The organism is Streptomyces sp. NPDC058662 (assembly GCF_042716255.1).
Taxonomy (GTDB): Bacteria; Actinomycetota; Actinomycetes; order Streptomycetales; family Streptomycetaceae; genus Streptomyces.
The window spans coordinates 65050-82273 of sequence record NZ_JBHXRU010000012.1 but is presented as its reverse complement, the minus strand read 5'-3'; the positions used below and the strand labels follow the sequence as shown (position 1 = coordinate 82273).

The following is a 17224-nucleotide window of genomic DNA, read 5'->3' as shown; positions in this document are numbered from 1 at the left end:
TCGTACGGTGATCGCAGGGGACACGAAGGAGGGGGAGTCGCATGGCCGGATTGCGGCTGGGGCCGGTGCTGCGCCACGTCGACTGGGACACGGGCGGTTCGGCCACCATATGGGTCGAGTCCGACCGCCCGTGCACCGCGGAGGTGCGGTGCGCCGACGGTGGGAGCGGCAGCGTGCGCACCTTCCAGATCGCCGGCCACCACTACGCGGTGGTGCCGGTGACGGGACTGACTCCGGGTGCCACGACGGAGTACGAGGTGCTCCTGGACGGCGTCCGCGTGTGGCCGCTGCCCGACAGCGGCTTCCCGCCGAGCACGATCAGCACGCCGGCCGTGACGGGCTCCGCGCTGACCTCGCCCGCTCTGCGCGTCACCTTCGGATCCTGCCGGCAGGCCGCGCCGCCCGCCGGGCGCCACGGTCCGCACGGCGCGGACGCGCTGGACACCCTCGCGGCGCGGCTGGCGGCCGACCCGGAGGCGGAGCGTCCGGACCTGCTGCTGCTGCTCGGCGACCAGGTGTACGCGGACGCGCTGTCCGCGGAGACCAGACGGTGGCTCGCGGCCCGCCGCGACCTGAGGGACCCGCCGGGTGCGCAGGTCGCGGACTACGAGGAGTACACCCGCCTCTACTACGAGTCCTGGCTCGATCCGGAGATCCGCTGGCTGCTCTCGACGGTGCCGAGCCTGCACATATTCGACGACCACGACGTCATCGACGACTGGAACACGAGCGCGGCGTGGCTGGCCGAGATGCGGGCGACGCCGTGGTGGCAGGAGCGCGTGCTCAGCGGGCTCATGTCGTACTGGGTCTACCAGCACCTGGGCAACCTCTCGCCGGCCGAGCTCGCGGCGGACGAGCTCTACGGGCTGGTGAGGCAGACCCCGGACGGCACGGACGCGCTGCGCACCTTCGCGGCGATCGCGGACGCCGACCCCACCACAGCGCGGTGGAGCTACCGGCGCGACTTCGGCCGGACCAGGCTGCTGATGGTGGACACCCGGGCGGCGCGGGTGCTGGCCGAGGACGGGCGGGCGATGCTCGACGCGGGAGAGCAGCAGTGGCTGCGCGACAACGCGCTGGCGGGACACGGGGGTTACGACCACCTGCTGATCGGCTCCTCGCTGCCGTGGCTGATGCCGCCGCTCATCCACGACGCCGAGACGTGGAACGCGGCGCTGTGCCGCGGGGAGCGGGGGCCGCGCTGGGCGCGGATCGGGGAGAACCTGCGCCGGCGCAGTGATCTGGAGCACTGGGCGGCGTTCCCGGCCTCGTTCGCGGCGCTGACCGATCTCATCGAGGAGGTCGGGACGGGGCCCCGGGCGCCGGCGACGGTGTGCGTGCTCTCCGGGGACGTCCACCACGCGTATGTGGCCGAGCCGCGCATACCGAGCACGTCGCGGGTGTTCCAGCTGACCTGCTCGCCCGCGCACAATTCGATCCACACCGCGGTGAAGTGGGGTTTCCGGTTGGGCTGGTCGCGTACGGGCCGGTGGTTGGGGCGGGGCTTCACCCGCCACGGCCGGACGGGGCGGCCGCCGCTGAGCTGGCGTCGTACGGGCGGCCCGTGGTTCGGGAACCAGCTGATGACGTTGGCCCTGGCGGGGCGGACGGCCCGGTTGCGGCTGGACCAGGCACGCAAGGGCCGCCAGGGCGCCCGACTGGTGACAGTGCTCGACCGGGAGCTCTCCGCGCCGGAGTGAGCCGCGGTACGGGGGCCGTCCCGCACCCGCGGCGGGCACGGGGGCGGGGCTAGGCGGGGCACGGGGCGGGCCCCGGGCGTCCGGGGAGTGGACACCGGGCGTACGCTGTCTGGCTGTCAAGCCGCTCCTGCCGCTCCCCGCGACGTCGCGGCGCTTCATGCCGCAGCACGTCAACCGGACTGGGGAGTCCCGCCTTGTTTGAGACGCTGGGGTCGCTGACCGCGAGCCCATGGATCTACGCCGTGGTGGCGGTGTCGGTCGTGCTCGACGTCTTCCTTCCGGTGCTGCCCAGCGGGGTCCTCGTGATCACCGCGGCCGCTGCCGCGGCCGCGGCCGGGGCGGCGGGGCCGGTGCCGGTTCCCGCACAGGTTCCGGACATCCTGGCCCTGCTGGTGATCGCCACGACGGCCTCGGTACTGGGCGACATGGCCGCGTACCGGCTGGCGCGGCGCGGCGGGGCCCGGCTGGACCGGGCGATCGCCCGCTCGCGCCGGCTGACACGGGCGCACGAGCGCCTCGGTACGGCTCTGGCGCGGGGCGGCGGCGCCCTGGTGGTGATCGCCCGCTTCGCACCGGCGGGGCGCTCCGTGGTGTCGCTGGGGGCGGGCAAGACGCATCGCAAGGTGACGGAGTTCCTGCCCTGGTCGGCTCTCGCGGGCATGGCCTGGGCCGGGTACAGCGTGGCGCTCGGCTACTTCGGGACGCAGTGGCTCGGCACGCAGTGGTTGGGGACCGCGGTGTCGATCGTCGCCCTCTTCGCGGCGGGGGCGCTGGCCGCGTTCCTCGTCCGCCGTCCGGTCGCGGCGCCGGCCCCGGCGGCGTAGCCCCCTCCCGCCCGGTCGCCCGCCCGCTCGGACCGCGGCGTTCCCCCGGGCGGAGCAGTGGCTCACCCGTTCACCCGGCCCCGATCGCCGGTCCCGGGCCTGGCTCCTAGCGTCCAAGACACGGTGCGAACCGAATCCGCGTCACACCCGTGGCCTGGTCGCACCGTTTCGAGGAGCCCGAGGAGTTCTCTCCATGCACGCCACGCCGCCTGCCACACCCCGCGCCACGCCCCTCGCCACACCGCGCCGCCTGCTGGCCGTCACCGCCGCCACCCTCGTCGTCGCTGCCGCCACTCCCGCCACGCTCGCTTCCGCCGCCCCCTTCGCCACCGTCTCTCCCTCGGCCGTCGCGCCGGGGGGCCGGGTCGCCCTGAACATCGAGGGCTGCGGCACCAGGACGGGCCGGGTGACGTCGAGCGCCTTCGGCGAGGTGCGGCTGACGCCCGGCAATCTGGAGGCCACCAACCTCTTCGGTGGCGCCACCGTGCACGGCAACGCCAATCCGGGCGCGCACCGCGTCACCTTCGAGTGCGGCGGTACCGGGGGCCAGCGCGTCACCCTCTCGCTCCAGGTCACCCCCGGCGCCGCGCGCGGCGGGACCGGCGGCAGCACGGGCTCGATGAGCCCGGCGCAGATCGCGGCGGGCGGCGCGCTCGTCGCGGGTGCGCTCGTCGCCGGGGTGTGGGTGGTGCGCCGCCGCTCCCACAGCGGCGCCTGACCAACTGCCCCGACCCGCCTGCCCCTGATCGCCTGACCAGCTGCCCCGACCCGCCTGCCCCTGACCGCCTGACCCGGCTCCCCGCCGCCGCGGCCTCCCCGCCCGCGGCTCAGGCGGGGGCGGTGCGGCCCCGTACATGCACCCCGTCGAGGAGGTCCCGGGTCGCTTCGGCGATGGCGTCCACGGCGGCCTCGAACACCTCCCGGTTGTGCGGCGCGGGTGCGCGGAAGCCCGACACCTTGCGCACGTACTGCAGGGCGGCGGCGCGGATCTCCTCCTCGGTGGCCTTCTCGGGGATGGCCGGCGGGCGCAGGGTCTTGATGGAACGGCACATACCTCCACTATCCCGCTAGCCGGGGAGCTCCGCCCCGGAAAGTCTCAGGATCAGTCCGGCTTGGAGCCGGGCCTTGAGGACCGGGTCGGCGACGTCGTCGAGCAGGCCGATGGCCTGCTGCGTCGTCTCGGCGGCCCGGCGGTCGTCGCGCAGCGAGGCGGTCTGGTCGGCCATGTGCTTGAGCGCGATGTCGGCCCGGCGGTGGAACAGCTGCCCGACGAGGGTGGTGACCAGCCCGAGCGCGCTCAGGACCACGCCGAGGTACAGCTCTCCCCCGGCCTCGGCCTTCCATACGGCGAGCGCCACTCCGAAGAGCAGGATCGCCGCGCCCGCCCCGGCGAAGAGCTGGCTGGTCGCGAAGCTGCTGCGGGCCTGGGTCAAGCCGTAGGCGTAGTACTCCACGAGGAGCGGCGTGAAATCGTCCCGCCGGTCGCCGAGCCGCGGCGGGCGCTGGCGCGGAATCCCGCCGACGTCCTGGAATCTCGGCAGCGGGTCCTCGACGGCGGCCGGCTCGGCCACCTGCGCGAGCAGCCGCTCCCGTTCCTCGGCCCGCCTGCGCTCGAAGAGGGAGCCGCGCACCAGCTCCAGCGCCGCGGGCGCCCCGACCACCACCACGGCCGCACCAGCGCCCAGGAGCCACTCCGTCACCGCCGCCATGCCCTCACCCCCGCCCCGACGATCCCACGGCGGCGAGCCGCCGAAACCCCGGCGGTGCGGCGGTTCGAAAGCGCCGGCCGCTGCCCGCGTGGGAAAGCGTCCTGAACCGCCTCTGATGCGGAGGAACCGGGGCGAATCTAAACTGGCGAGGCCATAAGTCACCGACGAGGGAGACGCCCACCATGGCCAAGCGAGGCAACAAGCGACGTGCCCGTAAGAAGAAGAAGGCCAACCACGGCAAGCGCCCCAACGCCTGACCACGCGAGCACAGGCCCCCCGCCCCACCGGCCGGGGGGCCTCCGCACGCCACCCGCGGCGTCCGGGCAGAAGGCACGGTCCGGGCGGCCGCCCCGGCACGCAAAGGCCCCCCGCCGTGATCGGCGGGGGGCCTTCGTGGTGGTGGGTGTGGACGGTTTCGAACCGCCGACATCTGCTGTGTAAAAGCAGCGCTCTACCCCTGAGCTACACACCCGTGGATGAGTCGACAGCCTACATGGCAGACGCACCCCCCACGCAAACCCGTTGCCGTGGGGGAGAATGGACCGGGGCACGGCGGACGCGGTACGGGAGAGGGATTGTGACGACGGCATCCCGGCGTTGGTTCGGTGGGCGGGACGAGAGTCGGCGGGCGGATGCGCAGGCGGCGAAGGATGCCGCCGCCGCCGCGTTCTACGAGCTGGACACGGCGCAGCGGGACCTGCGGATCTCGGTGGAGACCATCGCCGCCGCGGACGGTTCGCCGGCGGCGCGGCAGGCGGGCGAGGGGTTCGCCGCGCTCGGTCAGCGGATCGACCAGGTCAGCCACGCGTACATCGAGGCGATCGACGCGCACGACCTGGACCACCCCGAGCTGGAGGCCTCCGTCGCCGCGCAGGCCGCGCAGGAGCTGACCCGGGCGCGCGAGGAGCTCGTACGGGTCAAGGCGGAGCTGGACCGGTTCGCCCAGGGCCTGCAGCCGCTGCTGGACAAGGCCGAGACGCAGCTGGCGCGGGTGGCGCCCGCGCGGGAGCGGGCGAAGGCGGCGCTGCTGGCGGCGAGTGACGCGCTGGACGCGGTCCGGGCCTCGGGGATGCGCGCGGACGATCTGGCGGCGCGGCTGGCCGCGCTGGGGCCGGAGCTGACCAGGCTGAACCAGGGCGCGGGGGTCCACGGCGTGCAGGCGACGGTGCAGCGCGCCGACCGGGTCCTGCGGGACGCGGAGGGGGTGCGGGCCGAGGCCGCGCGGCTCCCGGAACGGGCCGCGGAGATCGACCGGAGGCTGGTGAGCCTGCGGACGCGGGCGCAGGCGCTGCGCAACCGGGCGGACCGGGTGGATCCGGTGCTCAGTGAGTTGCGCAGGCGGTTCAGCGCGGCGTGCTGGCAGGACCTGCAGCAGGTGCCGGACGAGGCGGTACGGGATGTGGCGCGCGCGGAGGAGCGGTTGCGGGACGCGGCGCGGGCGCGTGAGGAGCAGCGCTGGGCGGACGTCGGGACGCTGATCGAGGAGGTGCGGGCCGCGCTGGACTCCACGGACGGGGCGGTGTCGGCGGCGCAGGACCGGCTGACGCGGCTGGAGGCGGTGGCGCGGGACCCCCGGGCGGAGGTGGACCGGACGAGGTTCGCGATCCGGGACGCGCAGCGGCTGGCGATGGCGGGCCGCAGCGTGCCGGACCCCCGGCACGCGCGACCCCTGGACGAGGCGGTGGCCCGGGTGGCGCGGGCGCTGGCGGGGTTGGAGGAGCGGCATCCGGACTACTGGGCGTTCCTCCTGGAGATGGAGGACGTGCGGGTGTCGGTGAATCGGGTCGTGTCCGGGATCCGGGAGGACCTCGGCGGCCACGAGCACGGGCACTGACACGGCGTACGGGCGCCGGGTTGTCCCGGGGCGGCGGGCAGCGGATGCTGGGAGGGACGTACCGGCCGAGTGGAGGAGGGCGGTATGGCTTCGCACACCGCTCCGCGCGGCGCACACCTCAGGCGGCCCGTCAGGACCCGGCTGGACGAGCACCTTCCGGTGGACCACAGGCTCAGCAAGGTGTACCGCGTCGGCGCCGGGCTGACCGGCCTGCTGCTGGTGGTGTTCGGGATCCTGGGTCTGATCGACCGGATCGGGTTCTTCGACACCGGCGGGGACCGCGTGCTGACGCTGAACACGAACGGGGCGCTGAGCGTCCTGTCGATCGCCGTGGGGCTGCTGCTGCTGGGCGGCATGGTCGTGGGCGGGAACTTCGCGTCGACCCTGAACATCGTGCTGGGCCTGCTGTTCATCGCGAGCGGGTTCCTGAACCTCGCCCTCCTCGACACGGGGCTGAACTTCCTGGCCTTCCGGATCCAGAACGTGCTGTTCAGCTTCGTCGTCGGCGTGATGCTGATGTGGTTCGGCATGTACGGGCGGGTGGGCAGCGCGCTGCCGCACGACAATCCGTACTGGCGTGCCCGGCACCCCGAGCAGGCGGCCCGCGAGCAGCGTGCGGCACGGGCCCGGGGCGGACCGGCCGGGCGGGGGCCGGCCGGCTCCGGGGCGGGGCCGTTCGCGGGGCGGGCGTAGGCCGTTCGCGGGCGCTCGGGGGGTGGGGATACCCCTCGCGCGCCCGGCGGCTTAGCCTGTGCGCATGCCTCGATACGAGTACCGCTGCCGGACCTGCGACGACACCTTTGAGGTCAGCCGGCCCATGGCCGAGTCCGCCGCCCCCGCCGACTGTCCCGCCGGGCACGCCGACACCGTCAAGCTGCTGTCGGCGGTCGCCGTGGGCGGCGTCGGCGGCGCTTCGGCGCCCGCGCCCTCAATGGGCGGCGGTGGCGGCTGCTGCGGCGGTGGCGGCTGCGGGTGACCCGCCGCCGCGCTCCCTCGGCGGCCGGCCGCCGCTGACGCCTGCGTGGCCGGCGGGGCGGTCCCCCGCCGCCCGCGACGGCGTCAGCGCTTGCGCGACAGGGTGAGGCCGTCCGAGATCGCCAGCAGGACGGACTCCATCCGCGGGTCCGCCGAGACGTGGTCGTTGAAGGCGCGGACCCCCGCCGCCGAGCCGGTGGCCGACGCGTCGAGGACGGCGCCGTGGAAGAGGGTGTTGTCCGTGACGATCAGGCCGCCGGGGCGGAGCCGGGGCACCAGTTCCTCCCAGTAGGCGATCTGGTTCTCCTTGTCCGCGTCCACGTAGGCGAGGTCGATGTGCGGCTCCGCCGGCATGGCGCGGAGCGTGTCCAGCGCCGGGGCGATACGCAGTTCGATGCGGTCGGCGACGCCGGCCGCCTCCCAGGCCCGCCTGCCGTACGTCGTCCACTCCTCCGAGACGTCGCAGGCGATGAGGCGGCCGCCCTCGGGCAGCGCCCGGGCCATGGAGAGGGTCGAGAAGCCGGTGAAGGTGCCCACTTCCACGATGTGGCGGGCGCCCGTCAGCCGGACCAGGAAGGCCAGCAGGGGGCCCTGCTCCTCCGCCGACTGCATGTCGGCGACGTCGGGGAACTTCTCGTAGGTGGTCGCCACCAGCCCCCGCTGGATCTCGTCCAGCGGGGGGTTGTGGGCGAGCATGTACCGGTAGAGCTCGTCAGTGATCTTGGTGCTGTTGCCCTTGGTCATGCGCCCAGTGTGCCGAGCCGCTCCGCTTCGCGGATGAACGCGCGGACGATTTCCTCGCCGGCCAGGACGCCCGCCGTGGCGAGGGCCGTCACCGCGGGCGCCGTCCAGCCGGCGTCCGCGAGTTCGCCGTGGCCCGGGCGCCATGCCGCGTCCGCCGCCAGGAGCAGGTCGGCGTCGAGCAGGGAGTCGCCCGCGGCGAGGGTCGCGGTGGCCCCGGTCCGGCGGGCCACCTCGCGCATCGCCGAGCTCTTGGTCAGCGGTTTGGGCACGGCGTAGATCTTGCGGCCCTGGAGGGAGACGGTCCAGCCCCGCTCCTCCGCCCAGCGGGCGAGGGACTTGACCCACTCCTCGGGGACCTCGGCGCGTTCGACGACGAGGTACGCGAAGAGGTCCTCGGCCAACCGCGCCTTGCGCAGCCATGCCGGGTCCGCCACGGCCAGGAGGTGGGCGTGCACCTCCGCCAGGGGGGCGCACTCCTCGGCCAGGCGCGCGGCGACCTGCCGCCGCCAGTCGCGGTCCGGGACTCCGTCGACGAGCAGCTGGCCGCCGTTGGCGCAGATCGCGTACGGGATCGGCCGTCCGGGGAAGCGGATCCGCTGGTACTGCTTGCGTGTGCGGGTGGTCGTGGGGACGAAGACGACCGTCGGGTCGGCGGTCAGTTGCGCCAGCAGTTCCGCCGCCGTCTCCGTCATGTAGGACAGCGGCTTGCTCTCGTGCACCTCGACGCTCAGCAGCCGGGGCGCCACCGGGTCGGGCATGGTCAGGCCGAGGGCGGCCGCCGAGTAGATGAGCGTGCGGTCGAGATCGCTGGCTATCAGGACAGTCACTTCGAGGCCACAGCCTTTCCGTCGGCGCCGGTGGCGCCGCGCGTGAATCGGGGGTGGATGAGTCCGACGCACGTGTACGGCAGTCCGTCGACCTCTTCCACGGGGACCCCGCGCTGCTCGGCGAGCAGCCGTACGTGGTCCAGGTCCGCCCCGGCGCCGCGCTGCGCCAGGATCTTCCACGGCACGCGGCGGAGCAGCACCCGGGTGGTCTCGCCGACTCCGGGCTTGACCAGGTTGACGTCGTGGATGCCGTACTCCTCGCTGATCCGCTCGACCGCCGCCCAGCCCTCCCAGGTGGGGGTGCGGTCGGCCGCGAGCATCTCCTTGACCTCCCCGGCGACGGCGTCGGCGACCTCGTCGAAGTGTGCGGCGACGGTGTCGACGAAGGCGGCGGAGACGTCGGCCCCGGCGAGCTCGCGGTAGAACTTCGCGCCGTGGAAGTCGGCGGGTCCGACCAGGTCGGACCTGAGCACCGTACGCGAGATGAGACCGGAGACGGTGGAATTGAGACAGGCGGAGGGGATCAGGAAGTCCTCGCGGGTGCCGTACGTGGGTACGCAGGAGCCGGGGTCGGCGAGGACGACGATCTCGGGGTCGATGCCGGGGAAGTCCGCGAGGGCGGCCTTCAACTCGCGGGTGATGGCGCCCTTGCCGGTCCAGCCGTCGACGAACACGATGTCGGCGGGGTCGTGGTGGGCGGTCAGCCAGCGCAGGGCGTTCGCGTCGATGCCGCGGCCCCGCACGATGGAGACGGCGTAGTGCGGGAGGTCCAGGCCGTGGCGGGCCTGCGCCCAGCGGCGCATCAGCACGCCGACGGGGGTGCCGGCGCGGGCCAGGGAGACCAGCACGGGGGACGGGGAGCGTTCGGCGAGGACGGTCTCGGTGACCGTGCCGACGGCCCGGGCTATACGGGCCGCGGACGCGGTGAGGGCGCTCTGGTACAGCTCCTGGTACTGGGGGGAGGGCTGGTACTCGACCGGGAGGGACTCGGCGTAGTGCGCGCCGCCCGCCTGGATGGCCTCCTCGCGCTCCTCGGTCGGGGCCTCCAGTTCCACGTCGGAGAAGTCCTGGAGCAGCCAGCCGACGTCCTCGGGGGCGTACGAGGAGAAGGCGGGGCCGCGCAGGGGCTCGGGCATGGTCGGCTCCTGCCGGTCGGAGGTGTGGGGGGTGGCCCGGGGGGTGCGGGACGGTACGACGGCGAGCAGGACGCGGCCGGTGTGCGGGGCGAGGCGGGCCAGGAGTCCGGTGCGGAGCTCGGGGGTGTCGCCGGCGGAGTCGACGACGGCGAGGACGGTGTCGAAGCCGGCTCCGGCGACGTTGTAGGCGTACCGGTCGCCGGGTCCGTCGGCCGGGGTGTCGTGGGCGGGGAAGACGAGCCGGGTGCGGATGGCGTATCCGGGGTCGTCGACGGCGAGCACGGGCGAGCGGGTGGTGGTGGAGAAGCGGACCTCGTCGGCCGTGCCCGCCTCCTCCAGGGCCTTGGCCAGGCGCAGCGGCGCGTACATCAGCTCCTCGTTGCCGAGGACGAGGATCCGGCCGGGCCGCGGGCCGAGGGCGTCGGTGAGCTGCCGGGTGAGGCGGGGAAGGGCGGCGTCGAGTGCGGTGCGGTGGGCAGGGGTGAAGCCGTGCCGGCCGCCGTCGGGGACGCCCGCCGGCCAGTCGAGGGCGACCGGCTCCCATGCTGCCGTGCGGCGGCCACTGCCCGGTACGGGCCGCGGGTCCGGGTCGGCGGTCGCCCGGGACTCGTACTCCTCGATCAGGGCCTGGCCCTTGGCCAGCACGCCCTCCGGGAGGGACACGGTGCCGGACGCCAGCGCCACCAGGTCGACGCGGGCGCCGATCTCGGCGGCGAAGGCGGTGAGCCGGTCGCGGTCGGCCGGTGAGCGCATGTCGACGAGGGCGACGACCACGTAGTGCGCGCGCGGATGGCGGGCGTGCAGGTCGCGGATGGTGTTGAGGACGGTGTTGCCGGTGGAGAACTCGTCGTCGACGAGGACGAGCGGCCCGCTGCCGGCGAGAAGGGCCGGGTCCTCGGGCAGCAGGAGGTGCGAGGTGGCGTGGGAGTGGGCTTCCTCGAAGCCTCCGGCGGGCTCGACGCCGGGGACGGGCCGGCGCGTGGAGTGCAGGTAGGGCGCGGTGCCCAGCCCGTCGGCGACGCAGTGGCCCAGTCCGGTGGCGGTCTCGGCGTAGCCGAGGACGACGGCGCGGGCCGCGTCGGCGGCGCCCAGCAGTTCCCGGACCCGTACGCCGAGTCCGTGGCCGGCGGCATAGACGGCCTCCGGCGACTGGGGGACGTGTTTGCCCAGCACCTGGGAGACGAGCAGGTGCGCCCGCTTGGGGTTGCGCCGCAGCGCCAGCCCGAGCAGTTCCGCGAGCCGCGGCGCTCCGGGCTCGGCGGCCCCGCAGGCTCCGGCGGCCCCGAAGGCTCCGGCGGCCTCCTGCAGGCGAACGCCCAGCCGGTCCGCGACCCAGGTTCCCGACCACACCGCTTCGATCGTCTTGCCTTTCCTCGTCGTCAAGGACGGACTCACACCTGGAGCCCGGCCGTGAGCAGGTCGACGAAGCCGACCTCCTCCTTCGCCACACCGAAGACCTCCGCGCGCTGCATGGTGCGCTCGGCCCAGGCCCGGTGGGGTTTCACCTCGTTCATCTTGTTCGTATAGGCGGAACGCATCACTCCGCCACCGCCGCGCTCGGGGCGCAGGATGTCCTGGGCGTCGCTGAACTCCTCGTGGGAGACCACTGACAGGGCGTGCACCGGCGTGACGTGGGCGGGATGGATGCAGGTTTTTCCGAGGAGTCCGTTGGCCCGGTCGAGTTCGATCTCGCGCAGCAGGCCGTCGAGGTCGTGCTCGATCAGGGAGGTGCGCAGGTCCTCCACGCCCTCCTCCAGGAAGGGGCTGCGGCGCAGCTGGGGCTTGAAGAGGCGCTGCTGGCTGCGGAAGTACTCCCACACCGGTCCGGTGACGGTGAAGCCGGTGCCGTCGGCGCGGCTGAGGACGTTGACGACGTCCGCGATGACGCCGGCCACGATCTGGACGTCGTAGGCGGTCATGTCCGGGGTGCGGCGCAGGCCGTACGCGGAGCAGAAGTCGGTCACGCCCAGGCGTAGGGCCAGGACCCGCTCGCGGTACTGGTTGACCGTGCGGGAGATGCCGGCGAGGGCTTCGACCCGGGTTTCGAGGTGGAGGAGGTCGGGGGTCTCCAGGACGGGCATGGCGTACAGGCGGGGCAGTCCGGCGGCGGCCTCGGCCGCGGCGACCGCGTCCAGGAAGGCCGTGCCGCGGCTCTCGGTGAACTTCGGGAGTACGAATCCGGCCAGTCTGCGCGCGGGGCCGCCCAGGCGCCGTACGAGGTCGGGTATCTGCTCGGGCGTGCGGACCCGGACGAAGAGCAGCGGGAGCTCCGACTCGTCCGCATCGAGCTCGGTGAACTGCCGGACGAGGTTCTCCTCGCCTCCGGCCACGTCCGCGTCGCTGATGGAATCCTCCAGGCAGAGGACCATGGAGACGACTCCGCGGCCTGCCTGCTTGCGGATGTCGTCGGCGAGCCTGGGGCGGGTGGCGGGGCTGTACAGGGTGGCGCCCAGGGCGGCGGCGAGGGTACGGGCGGGTGAGGCTCCGGTGAACTCGGCCGGCTCCTGGTGGAAGAGGTCCTTTCGGACGGTGGGCGATATGTGCCCGAAGTGACGCATGTGCTTCCCCCGTACTGCTTCGGCGGCCCAACTGGCGTGGCCGGTAATAGTACGTACGAACACGAGTCAAGAGTTCCTCAAGCACATGAAGTTCAGGTAACCCTCTTGCACCATGCCCAGGTCTCCCGTTCGAAACAAGGCCCTACGGGGGGCCGCATTGTCCCGATCCACCCGGGGAGGGCAGGATGACGGGCATGACGCACGCGATGCAGAAGGGCTCGAACGTCCCGGTGACCGCCGTGGCGGTCCGGGCGGTGCTGCGCTGGACCAGTGGCCCCGAGGTGCCGGACGTGGACGCCTCCGCGCTGCTCGTGGGGGCGGACGGCCGAGTGCGTTCGGACGAGGACTTCGTGTTCTACAACCAGCCCCGGCACCCCTCGGGGGCCGTCTGGCGCCTGGGCAAGAAGCAGCTCGGCGAGGCGGTCACCGACGCCGTGCAGGCCGACCTGCGGACGGTGCCCCCGGTGGTGGACCGGATCCTGGTGGTCGCCTCCGCGGAGGACGTCCCCTTCGAGCACGTCCGCGACCTGCGGATCCTCCTGTACGACGCCACCGCGACGGGGGGCTCCGAGCCGCTGGCCTTCTTCGACGTACGGCCCGAGACGGGCGCCGAGACGGCGCTGATCTGCGGGGAGCTCTACCGCAGGGGCGAGGGGTGGAAGTTCCGCGCGCTCGGCGAGGGCTACTCCGACGGGCTGATCGGGCTGGCGACGGACCACGGCATCTCGGTCGACGAGAGCGCGGGCGAGGCCGCCGCGGGTCAGGCACCGGGGCCCGCCTCCGAGGAGACGACCGCGATGGCGCCGCCCACGCAGGCCCCGCCCTCCGACCCGCCGGCGTACGGGTACCCGCAGCCGGTGTCCCCGGCCCCGGTGCCGGGACCGGGCGGCGATCCGTCCTTCCGGCTGCCGGTGCAGGGCCCCCAGTTCATCCGCCGCTGACGGGCCCGGGCGGGGCACTCAGGCCTTGGTGGACTTGTAGCCCCGCCCCCACTGGAGCCCCCACCCGTACAGGCGGTCCAGCTCGGCCTGGAATCCGTACACGAATTTCACCTCGCGCCGTACGACGAGCTCGCCCTTGACCTTCTCCAGCGAGACCACCGCGCAGGACCTCGCCTGCGGCTGCCGTTCCTCCAGCGGGATCTCGATCCGCGGCCCTGTGACCGGGTAGAGGGTGATCATGGCGTGGGTCCGGTCGAAGGCCGGGGTCTGGTCGTAGATGTAGACGAAGACCAGCAGCCGTTTGATCTCGTCCGCGTGGTCGAGGTTGACGTAGAGGGTCTCGCCCGAGGCCGAGCCGAACCGGTCGTCGCCGCTGAGCTTGACGTACGGCGGGTCGTTGATGTCGCCGAGGAGGTTCCCCAGCGGCTGCACGGCGCCCCGGGTGCCGTCGGTCAGTTCGTACAGGCAGCCCATGTCGAGGTCGACGTTGACCATGCCCTGGGTGTGCGCCTGCACCATGTCGGGCTTGAACAGCTTGAACGGATGCCGGAAGAGCTGTCCGCTCTGCCCGGAGCGGCCGCCGATGTCCGAGGTGCGCATGCGCCAGGAGAGGTTCACGCGCAGATTGCCGTGGACCGCTCCCTGTTTGGTCAGCGACACCGTCGGATGCCGCTTGGTCAGCTCGATCGCGTTCGACGAGGCGCTGCCCGACTGGAAGTGCACCGCCCTGCTGCCCCTGATGCCGTCGAAGAAGCCCATCCCCTGCCCCCCTGCTCCCTTGCGTCCCCTGGTGTCCCTACGGAAGCGGGGCGGCCCGCCGGGTCCTCGGACCCGCCCGGCCGCCCCGCCATGGAGCGTTCCGCATTACCGCCGCGATCATGCCTTCGCGGCGGATTCCTCCAGTTCGAGGCGCTTGTTGCGGCGCAGCGAGGACCAGAAGGAGGCGGCGATCAGCACCACGCCGATGAGGCCGGTGATGATCTCGCTGATCTCGTGCTGGATGGTGATGAGCAGGATGGCCGCCAGGGCGCCGATCGCGTAGTGCGCGCCGTGCTCCAGGTAGACGTAGTCGTCGAGGGTGCCCTGGCGGACCAGGTAGACCGTGAGCGAACGGACGTACATGGCGCCGATGCCGAGGCCGAGCGCCATCCAGAAGATGTGGTTGGTGATGGCGAAGGCGCCGATGACCCCGTCGAAGGAGAACGAGGCGTCGAGGACCTCCAGGTAGAGGAACAGGAAGAACGCGGCCTTGCCGGCCAGTCCGACGGCGGAGACGGGCTTGCCCTGGGCCGCGGCCTGCTTCTCCTCCTCGAACTCCCGCTCCTCTTCCTCCTCCAGCTTGCCCTCGAAGAACGAGGAGAGGCCGCCGACGATGAGGTACGTGATCAGACCGCCGACGCCGGCGAGCAGGACGGTGGCGGACTTGTCCGCGTGTCCGGTGCTGGTGTGCGCGTTGACCGCGAAGGTCATCGCCGAGCCGAGCAGGGCGATCAGGGCGATGCAAACCGACAGCATGTCGACCTTGCCGAGCTTGGCCAGCGGGCGCTCAAGCCAGGAGAGCCACTTGTGCTCGCGGTCCTCGAAGACGAAGTCGAGGAAGATCATCAACAGGAACATGCCACCGAAGGCGGCGATGGCCGGGTGCGCGTCGGTGACCAGTGCCTCGTACTGCTCGGGGTGGTCCAGGGCCAGCTGGATGGCCTCGATGGGGCCGACCTTGGCGCTGATGGCGACGATCGCCACCGGGAAGACCAGCCTCATGCCGAAGACGGCGATCAGGATGCCGACGGTGAGGAAGATCTTCTGCCAGAAGGCGTTCATCTTCTTCAGGATTCCGGCGTTGACGACCGCGTTGTCGAAGGACAGCGAGATTTCGAGGATCGACAGGATCAGTACGACCCCGAACGCCTCCCACCCCCACTGCCACGCGGCAAAGGCGAGGCCGAGCGCCGTGATGGCGAACGACCAGCCGAAGGTTTTCAGAACCACTGGCACCTGACACCCCATACGTCTTGTTGCGGCTTTACGAAACGTTGACCCCGAAGTCTAGAGCGATGCCCCGCAGCCCTGACGCGTACCCCTGTCCCACGGCCCGGAACTTCCATTCGCCTCCGTACCGGTAGACCTCACCGAAGATCATCGCGGTTTCGCCGGAGGCGTCCTCGGAGAGGTCGTAGCGGGCCAGTTCCTGCCCGTCCGCCTGGTTCACGACGCGGATGTAGGCGTTGCTGACCTGGCCGAAGCTCTGCCGGCGGTTGTCCGCGTCATGGATCGAGACCGGAAAGACGATCTTGTCCACGTTCTGCGGGACCTTGGTGAGGTCGATGATGACGGTCTCGTCGTCCCCGTCGCCCTCGCCGGTGAGGTTGTCGCCCGTGTGCTCGACGGAGCCTTCGGGGCTCTGCAGATTGTTGTAGAAGACGAAGTAGCTGTCCCCGAGCACCCGGCCGCTGTTGCACAGCAGCGCACTGGCGTCGAGGTCGAAGTCGGCCCCCGTGGTCGAGCGCGCGTCCCAGCCGAGGCCGATCAGGATCCTGGTGAGGTTCGGTGCGGCTTTGGAGAGGGAGACATTGCCCCCCTTGGCGAGTGTGACGCCCATGCTGTTGTCCTCCCCGAACGACGGTGATGCGGGTGGCGCGGTACGCCCGCAGAGCGGGTCCAGCGCGTGGAACGGGTCAAGCGGGCGGAGCGGATCGAGCGAGTGAAGCGGGTCGAGCGCGTGGAGCGGAGCAGCCGAAGCCCGTCCGGCGCCGTACACACAGTGCACGGCGCCGGACGGGCGGGACTACTGCTGGGGCGCAGGGGCTCAGACGTTGACGCCGAAGTCCTGTGCGATGCCGCGCAGGCCGGAGGCGTAGCCCTGGCCGATGGCGCGGAACTTCCACTCCGCGCCGTTGCGGTAGAGCTCGCCGAAGACCATGGCGGTCTCGGTCGAGGCGTCCTCGGAGAGGTCGTAGCGGGCGAGCTCGGTGTTGTCGGCCTGGTTCACGACGCGGATGTACGCGTTGCGGACCTGGCCGAAGCTCTGCTGGCGGCTCTCGGCCTCGTAGATCGAGACCGGGAAGACGATCTTGGCGACCTCGGCGGGGACGCCGGCGAGGTTGACCTTGATGGCCTCGTCGTCGCCCTCGCCCTCGCCGGTGGTGTTGTCACCGGTGTGCTCGACCGAGCCGTCGGGGCTCTTGAGGTTGTTGAAGAACACGAAGTTCGCGTCGCTGCTGACCTTGCCCTGGTCGCTGGTCAGGATCGCGCTGGCGTCGAGGTCGAAGTCGACACCGGTGGTGGTGCGAGCGTCCCAGCCCAGACCGACGATGACCGCCGTCAGGTTGGGTGCGGCCTTGGTCAGTGAGACGTTGCCGCCCTTGCTGAGGCTGACTCCCACGGGTCCTCCATAGGTTTCGTGTGGGGCGGGGCCCCGTCGTGCGTTTGCTACCGGATCAACGATTCGATCCTAGTGACGGGTTCCCGCCCGCAAGCGGTTTTCGCGGGGAACTGCGGCGTTGAGCCGGCGACGGCCTCAGAGGCTGTCGAGGGCCTTGATGTACTCGTTCAGGTCACGCGCGTCGGGCAGCCCGTTGACGACGGTCCACCGCACCACACCGTCCTTGTCGATGATGAAGGTGCCGCGGACCGCGCAGCCCTTGTCCTCGTCGAAGACGCCGTACGCGCGCGAGGTCTCCCCGTGCGGCCAGAAGTCCGACAGGAGCGGGTAGTCCAGGTGCTCCTGCTCGCCGAAGACCCGCAGGGTCGGCACGGAGTCGTTGGACACCGCGAGGAGCTGGACGTCCTGGTTCTGGAAGCGGGGCAGCTGGTCGCGCAGCTCGCACAGCTCACCGGTGCAGACACCGGTGAAGGCGAACGGGTAGAAGAGCAGCACGACGGCCTTCTCCCCCCGGAAGTCGGAGAGCCGCACGGTGGCGCCGTGGTTGTCCTTGAGCTCGAAGTCCGGGGCCTTGCTGCCGACCTCGATCGCCAT

The 17224-nt window shown here is 72.2% G+C and carries 19 protein-coding genes and 1 tRNA gene; 8 read left to right on the top strand and 12 right to left on the bottom strand.

Annotation, left to right across the window (positions count from 1 at the left end; genetic code table 11):
- The first annotated feature begins 41 nt into the window (after nt 1–41).
- From ACFWUQ_RS07525 to ACFWUQ_RS07515, 3 genes are all read left to right on the top strand, one after another.
- A complete protein-coding gene (locus ACFWUQ_RS07525; protein ID WP_384534190.1) occupies nt 42–1700 on the top strand; it encodes an alkaline phosphatase D family protein in 1659 nt (552 codons plus the stop codon).
- 194 nt (nt 1701–1894) lie between these two features.
- A complete protein-coding gene (locus tag ACFWUQ_RS07520; protein WP_384534187.1) occupies nt 1895–2524 on the top strand; it encodes a DedA family protein in 630 nt (209 codons plus the stop codon).
- Between the two features lie 193 nt (nt 2525–2717).
- Nucleotides 2718–3242, top strand: coding sequence for a hypothetical protein (locus tag ACFWUQ_RS07515; protein WP_384534184.1), 525 nt, complete (start codon nt 2718–2720; stop codon nt 3240–3242).
- A gap of 109 nt (nt 3243–3351) precedes the next feature.
- Here the strand turns inward: ACFWUQ_RS07515 and ACFWUQ_RS07510 are convergent, their stop codons facing one another.
- Complete coding sequence (locus ACFWUQ_RS07510) at nt 3352–3576, bottom strand: DUF2277 domain-containing protein (RefSeq protein ID WP_384534181.1); 225 nt, start codon at nt 3574–3576, stop codon at nt 3352–3354.
- Nucleotides 3577–3591: 15 nt separating this feature from the next.
- Complete coding sequence (locus ACFWUQ_RS07505; RefSeq protein WP_384534178.1) at nt 3592–4233, bottom strand: hypothetical protein; 642 nt, start codon at nt 4231–4233, stop codon at nt 3592–3594.
- 182 nt (nt 4234–4415) lie between these two features.
- Between ACFWUQ_RS07505 and ACFWUQ_RS07500 the strand changes: the two genes are divergently transcribed.
- Nucleotides 4416–4490, top strand: a complete 75-nt coding sequence (locus ACFWUQ_RS07500) for a 50S ribosomal protein bL37 (RefSeq protein WP_100661309.1) — start codon at nt 4416–4418, stop codon at nt 4488–4490.
- Between the two features lie 140 nt (nt 4491–4630).
- Here the strand turns inward: ACFWUQ_RS07500 and ACFWUQ_RS07495 are convergent.
- Nucleotides 4631–4705: transfer RNA gene (locus ACFWUQ_RS07495), tRNA-Val, on the bottom strand.
- Between the two features lie 21 nt (nt 4706–4726).
- Here ACFWUQ_RS07495 and ACFWUQ_RS07490 point away from each other — a divergent pair.
- From ACFWUQ_RS07490 to ACFWUQ_RS07480, 3 genes are all read left to right on the top strand, one after another.
- Nucleotides 4727–6067 carry a hypothetical protein gene (locus tag ACFWUQ_RS07490; protein WP_384534175.1) on the top strand — a complete coding sequence of 447 codons (1341 nt, stop codon included), beginning with the start codon at nt 4727–4729 and terminating at the stop codon, nt 6065–6067.
- A gap of 84 nt (nt 6068–6151) precedes the next feature.
- Entirely contained in the window at nt 6152–6760 is a 609-nt protein-coding gene (locus tag ACFWUQ_RS07485) for a DUF4383 domain-containing protein (protein ID WP_384534172.1), read from the top strand.
- A 64-nt stretch (nt 6761–6824) separates the two neighbouring features.
- Entirely contained in the window at nt 6825–7043 is a 219-nt protein-coding gene (locus ACFWUQ_RS07480; protein WP_384534169.1) for a zinc ribbon domain-containing protein, read from the top strand.
- A gap of 83 nt (nt 7044–7126) precedes the next feature.
- On the opposite strand, the gene ACFWUQ_RS07475 is transcribed toward ACFWUQ_RS07480, so the two are convergent.
- The 4 genes from ACFWUQ_RS07475 to ACFWUQ_RS07460 are packed head-to-tail and all read right to left on the bottom strand — an operon-like array spanning nt 7127 to nt 12307.
- Complete coding sequence (locus ACFWUQ_RS07475) at nt 7127–7786, bottom strand: O-methyltransferase (RefSeq protein WP_384534166.1); 660 nt, start codon at nt 7784–7786, stop codon at nt 7127–7129.
- Nucleotides 7783–8613 carry an HAD family hydrolase gene (locus ACFWUQ_RS07470; RefSeq protein ID WP_384534164.1) on the bottom strand — a complete coding sequence of 277 codons (831 nt, stop codon included), beginning with the start codon at nt 8611–8613 and terminating at the stop codon, nt 7783–7785. Before ACFWUQ_RS07470 ends, ACFWUQ_RS07475 begins: the two co-directional genes overlap by 4 nt.
- Nucleotides 8610–11132, bottom strand: coding sequence for a phosphoribosyltransferase (locus tag ACFWUQ_RS07465; protein ID WP_384534161.1), 2523 nt, complete (start codon nt 11130–11132; stop codon nt 8610–8612). Before ACFWUQ_RS07465 ends, ACFWUQ_RS07470 begins: the two co-directional genes overlap by 4 nt.
- 8 nt (nt 11133–11140) lie before the next feature.
- Nucleotides 11141–12307 carry an HpcH/HpaI aldolase/citrate lyase family protein gene (locus ACFWUQ_RS07460; RefSeq protein ID WP_384534158.1) on the bottom strand — a complete coding sequence of 389 codons (1167 nt, stop codon included), beginning with the start codon at nt 12305–12307 and terminating at the stop codon, nt 11141–11143.
- A gap of 194 nt (nt 12308–12501) precedes the next feature.
- Between ACFWUQ_RS07460 and ACFWUQ_RS07455 the strand changes: the two genes are divergently transcribed.
- Entirely contained in the window at nt 12502–13248 is a 747-nt protein-coding gene (locus ACFWUQ_RS07455) for a TerD family protein (protein WP_384534155.1), read from the top strand.
- An 18-nt stretch (nt 13249–13266) separates the two neighbouring features.
- On the opposite strand, the gene ACFWUQ_RS07450 is transcribed toward ACFWUQ_RS07455, so the two are convergent.
- From ACFWUQ_RS07450 to ACFWUQ_RS07430, 5 genes are all read right to left on the bottom strand, one after another.
- Nucleotides 13267–14007 carry a Tellurium resistance gene (locus tag ACFWUQ_RS07450; protein ID WP_384534153.1) on the bottom strand — a complete coding sequence of 247 codons (741 nt, stop codon included), beginning with the start codon at nt 14005–14007 and terminating at the stop codon, nt 13267–13269.
- 117 nt (nt 14008–14124) lie between these two features.
- Nucleotides 14125–15237: a DUF475 domain-containing protein gene (locus ACFWUQ_RS07445; RefSeq protein WP_384534238.1), complete on the bottom strand. Its 1113-nt coding sequence runs from the start codon at nt 15235–15237 to the stop codon at nt 14125–14127.
- A 34-nt stretch (nt 15238–15271) separates the two neighbouring features.
- The gene (locus tag ACFWUQ_RS07440; protein WP_384534150.1) at nt 15272–15847 is read right to left on the bottom strand and encodes a TerD family protein; all 576 of its coding nucleotides are present in this window, start codon (nt 15845–15847) and stop codon (nt 15272–15274) included.
- A gap of 207 nt (nt 15848–16054) precedes the next feature.
- Nucleotides 16055–16630 (bottom strand): TerD family protein, encoded by a 576-nt coding sequence (locus tag ACFWUQ_RS07435; protein ID WP_384534148.1) that lies wholly within the window; start codon nt 16628–16630, stop codon nt 16055–16057.
- A 135-nt stretch (nt 16631–16765) separates the two neighbouring features.
- A complete protein-coding gene (locus ACFWUQ_RS07430; RefSeq protein ID WP_384534236.1) occupies nt 16766–17224 on the bottom strand; it encodes a peroxiredoxin in 459 nt (152 codons plus the stop codon).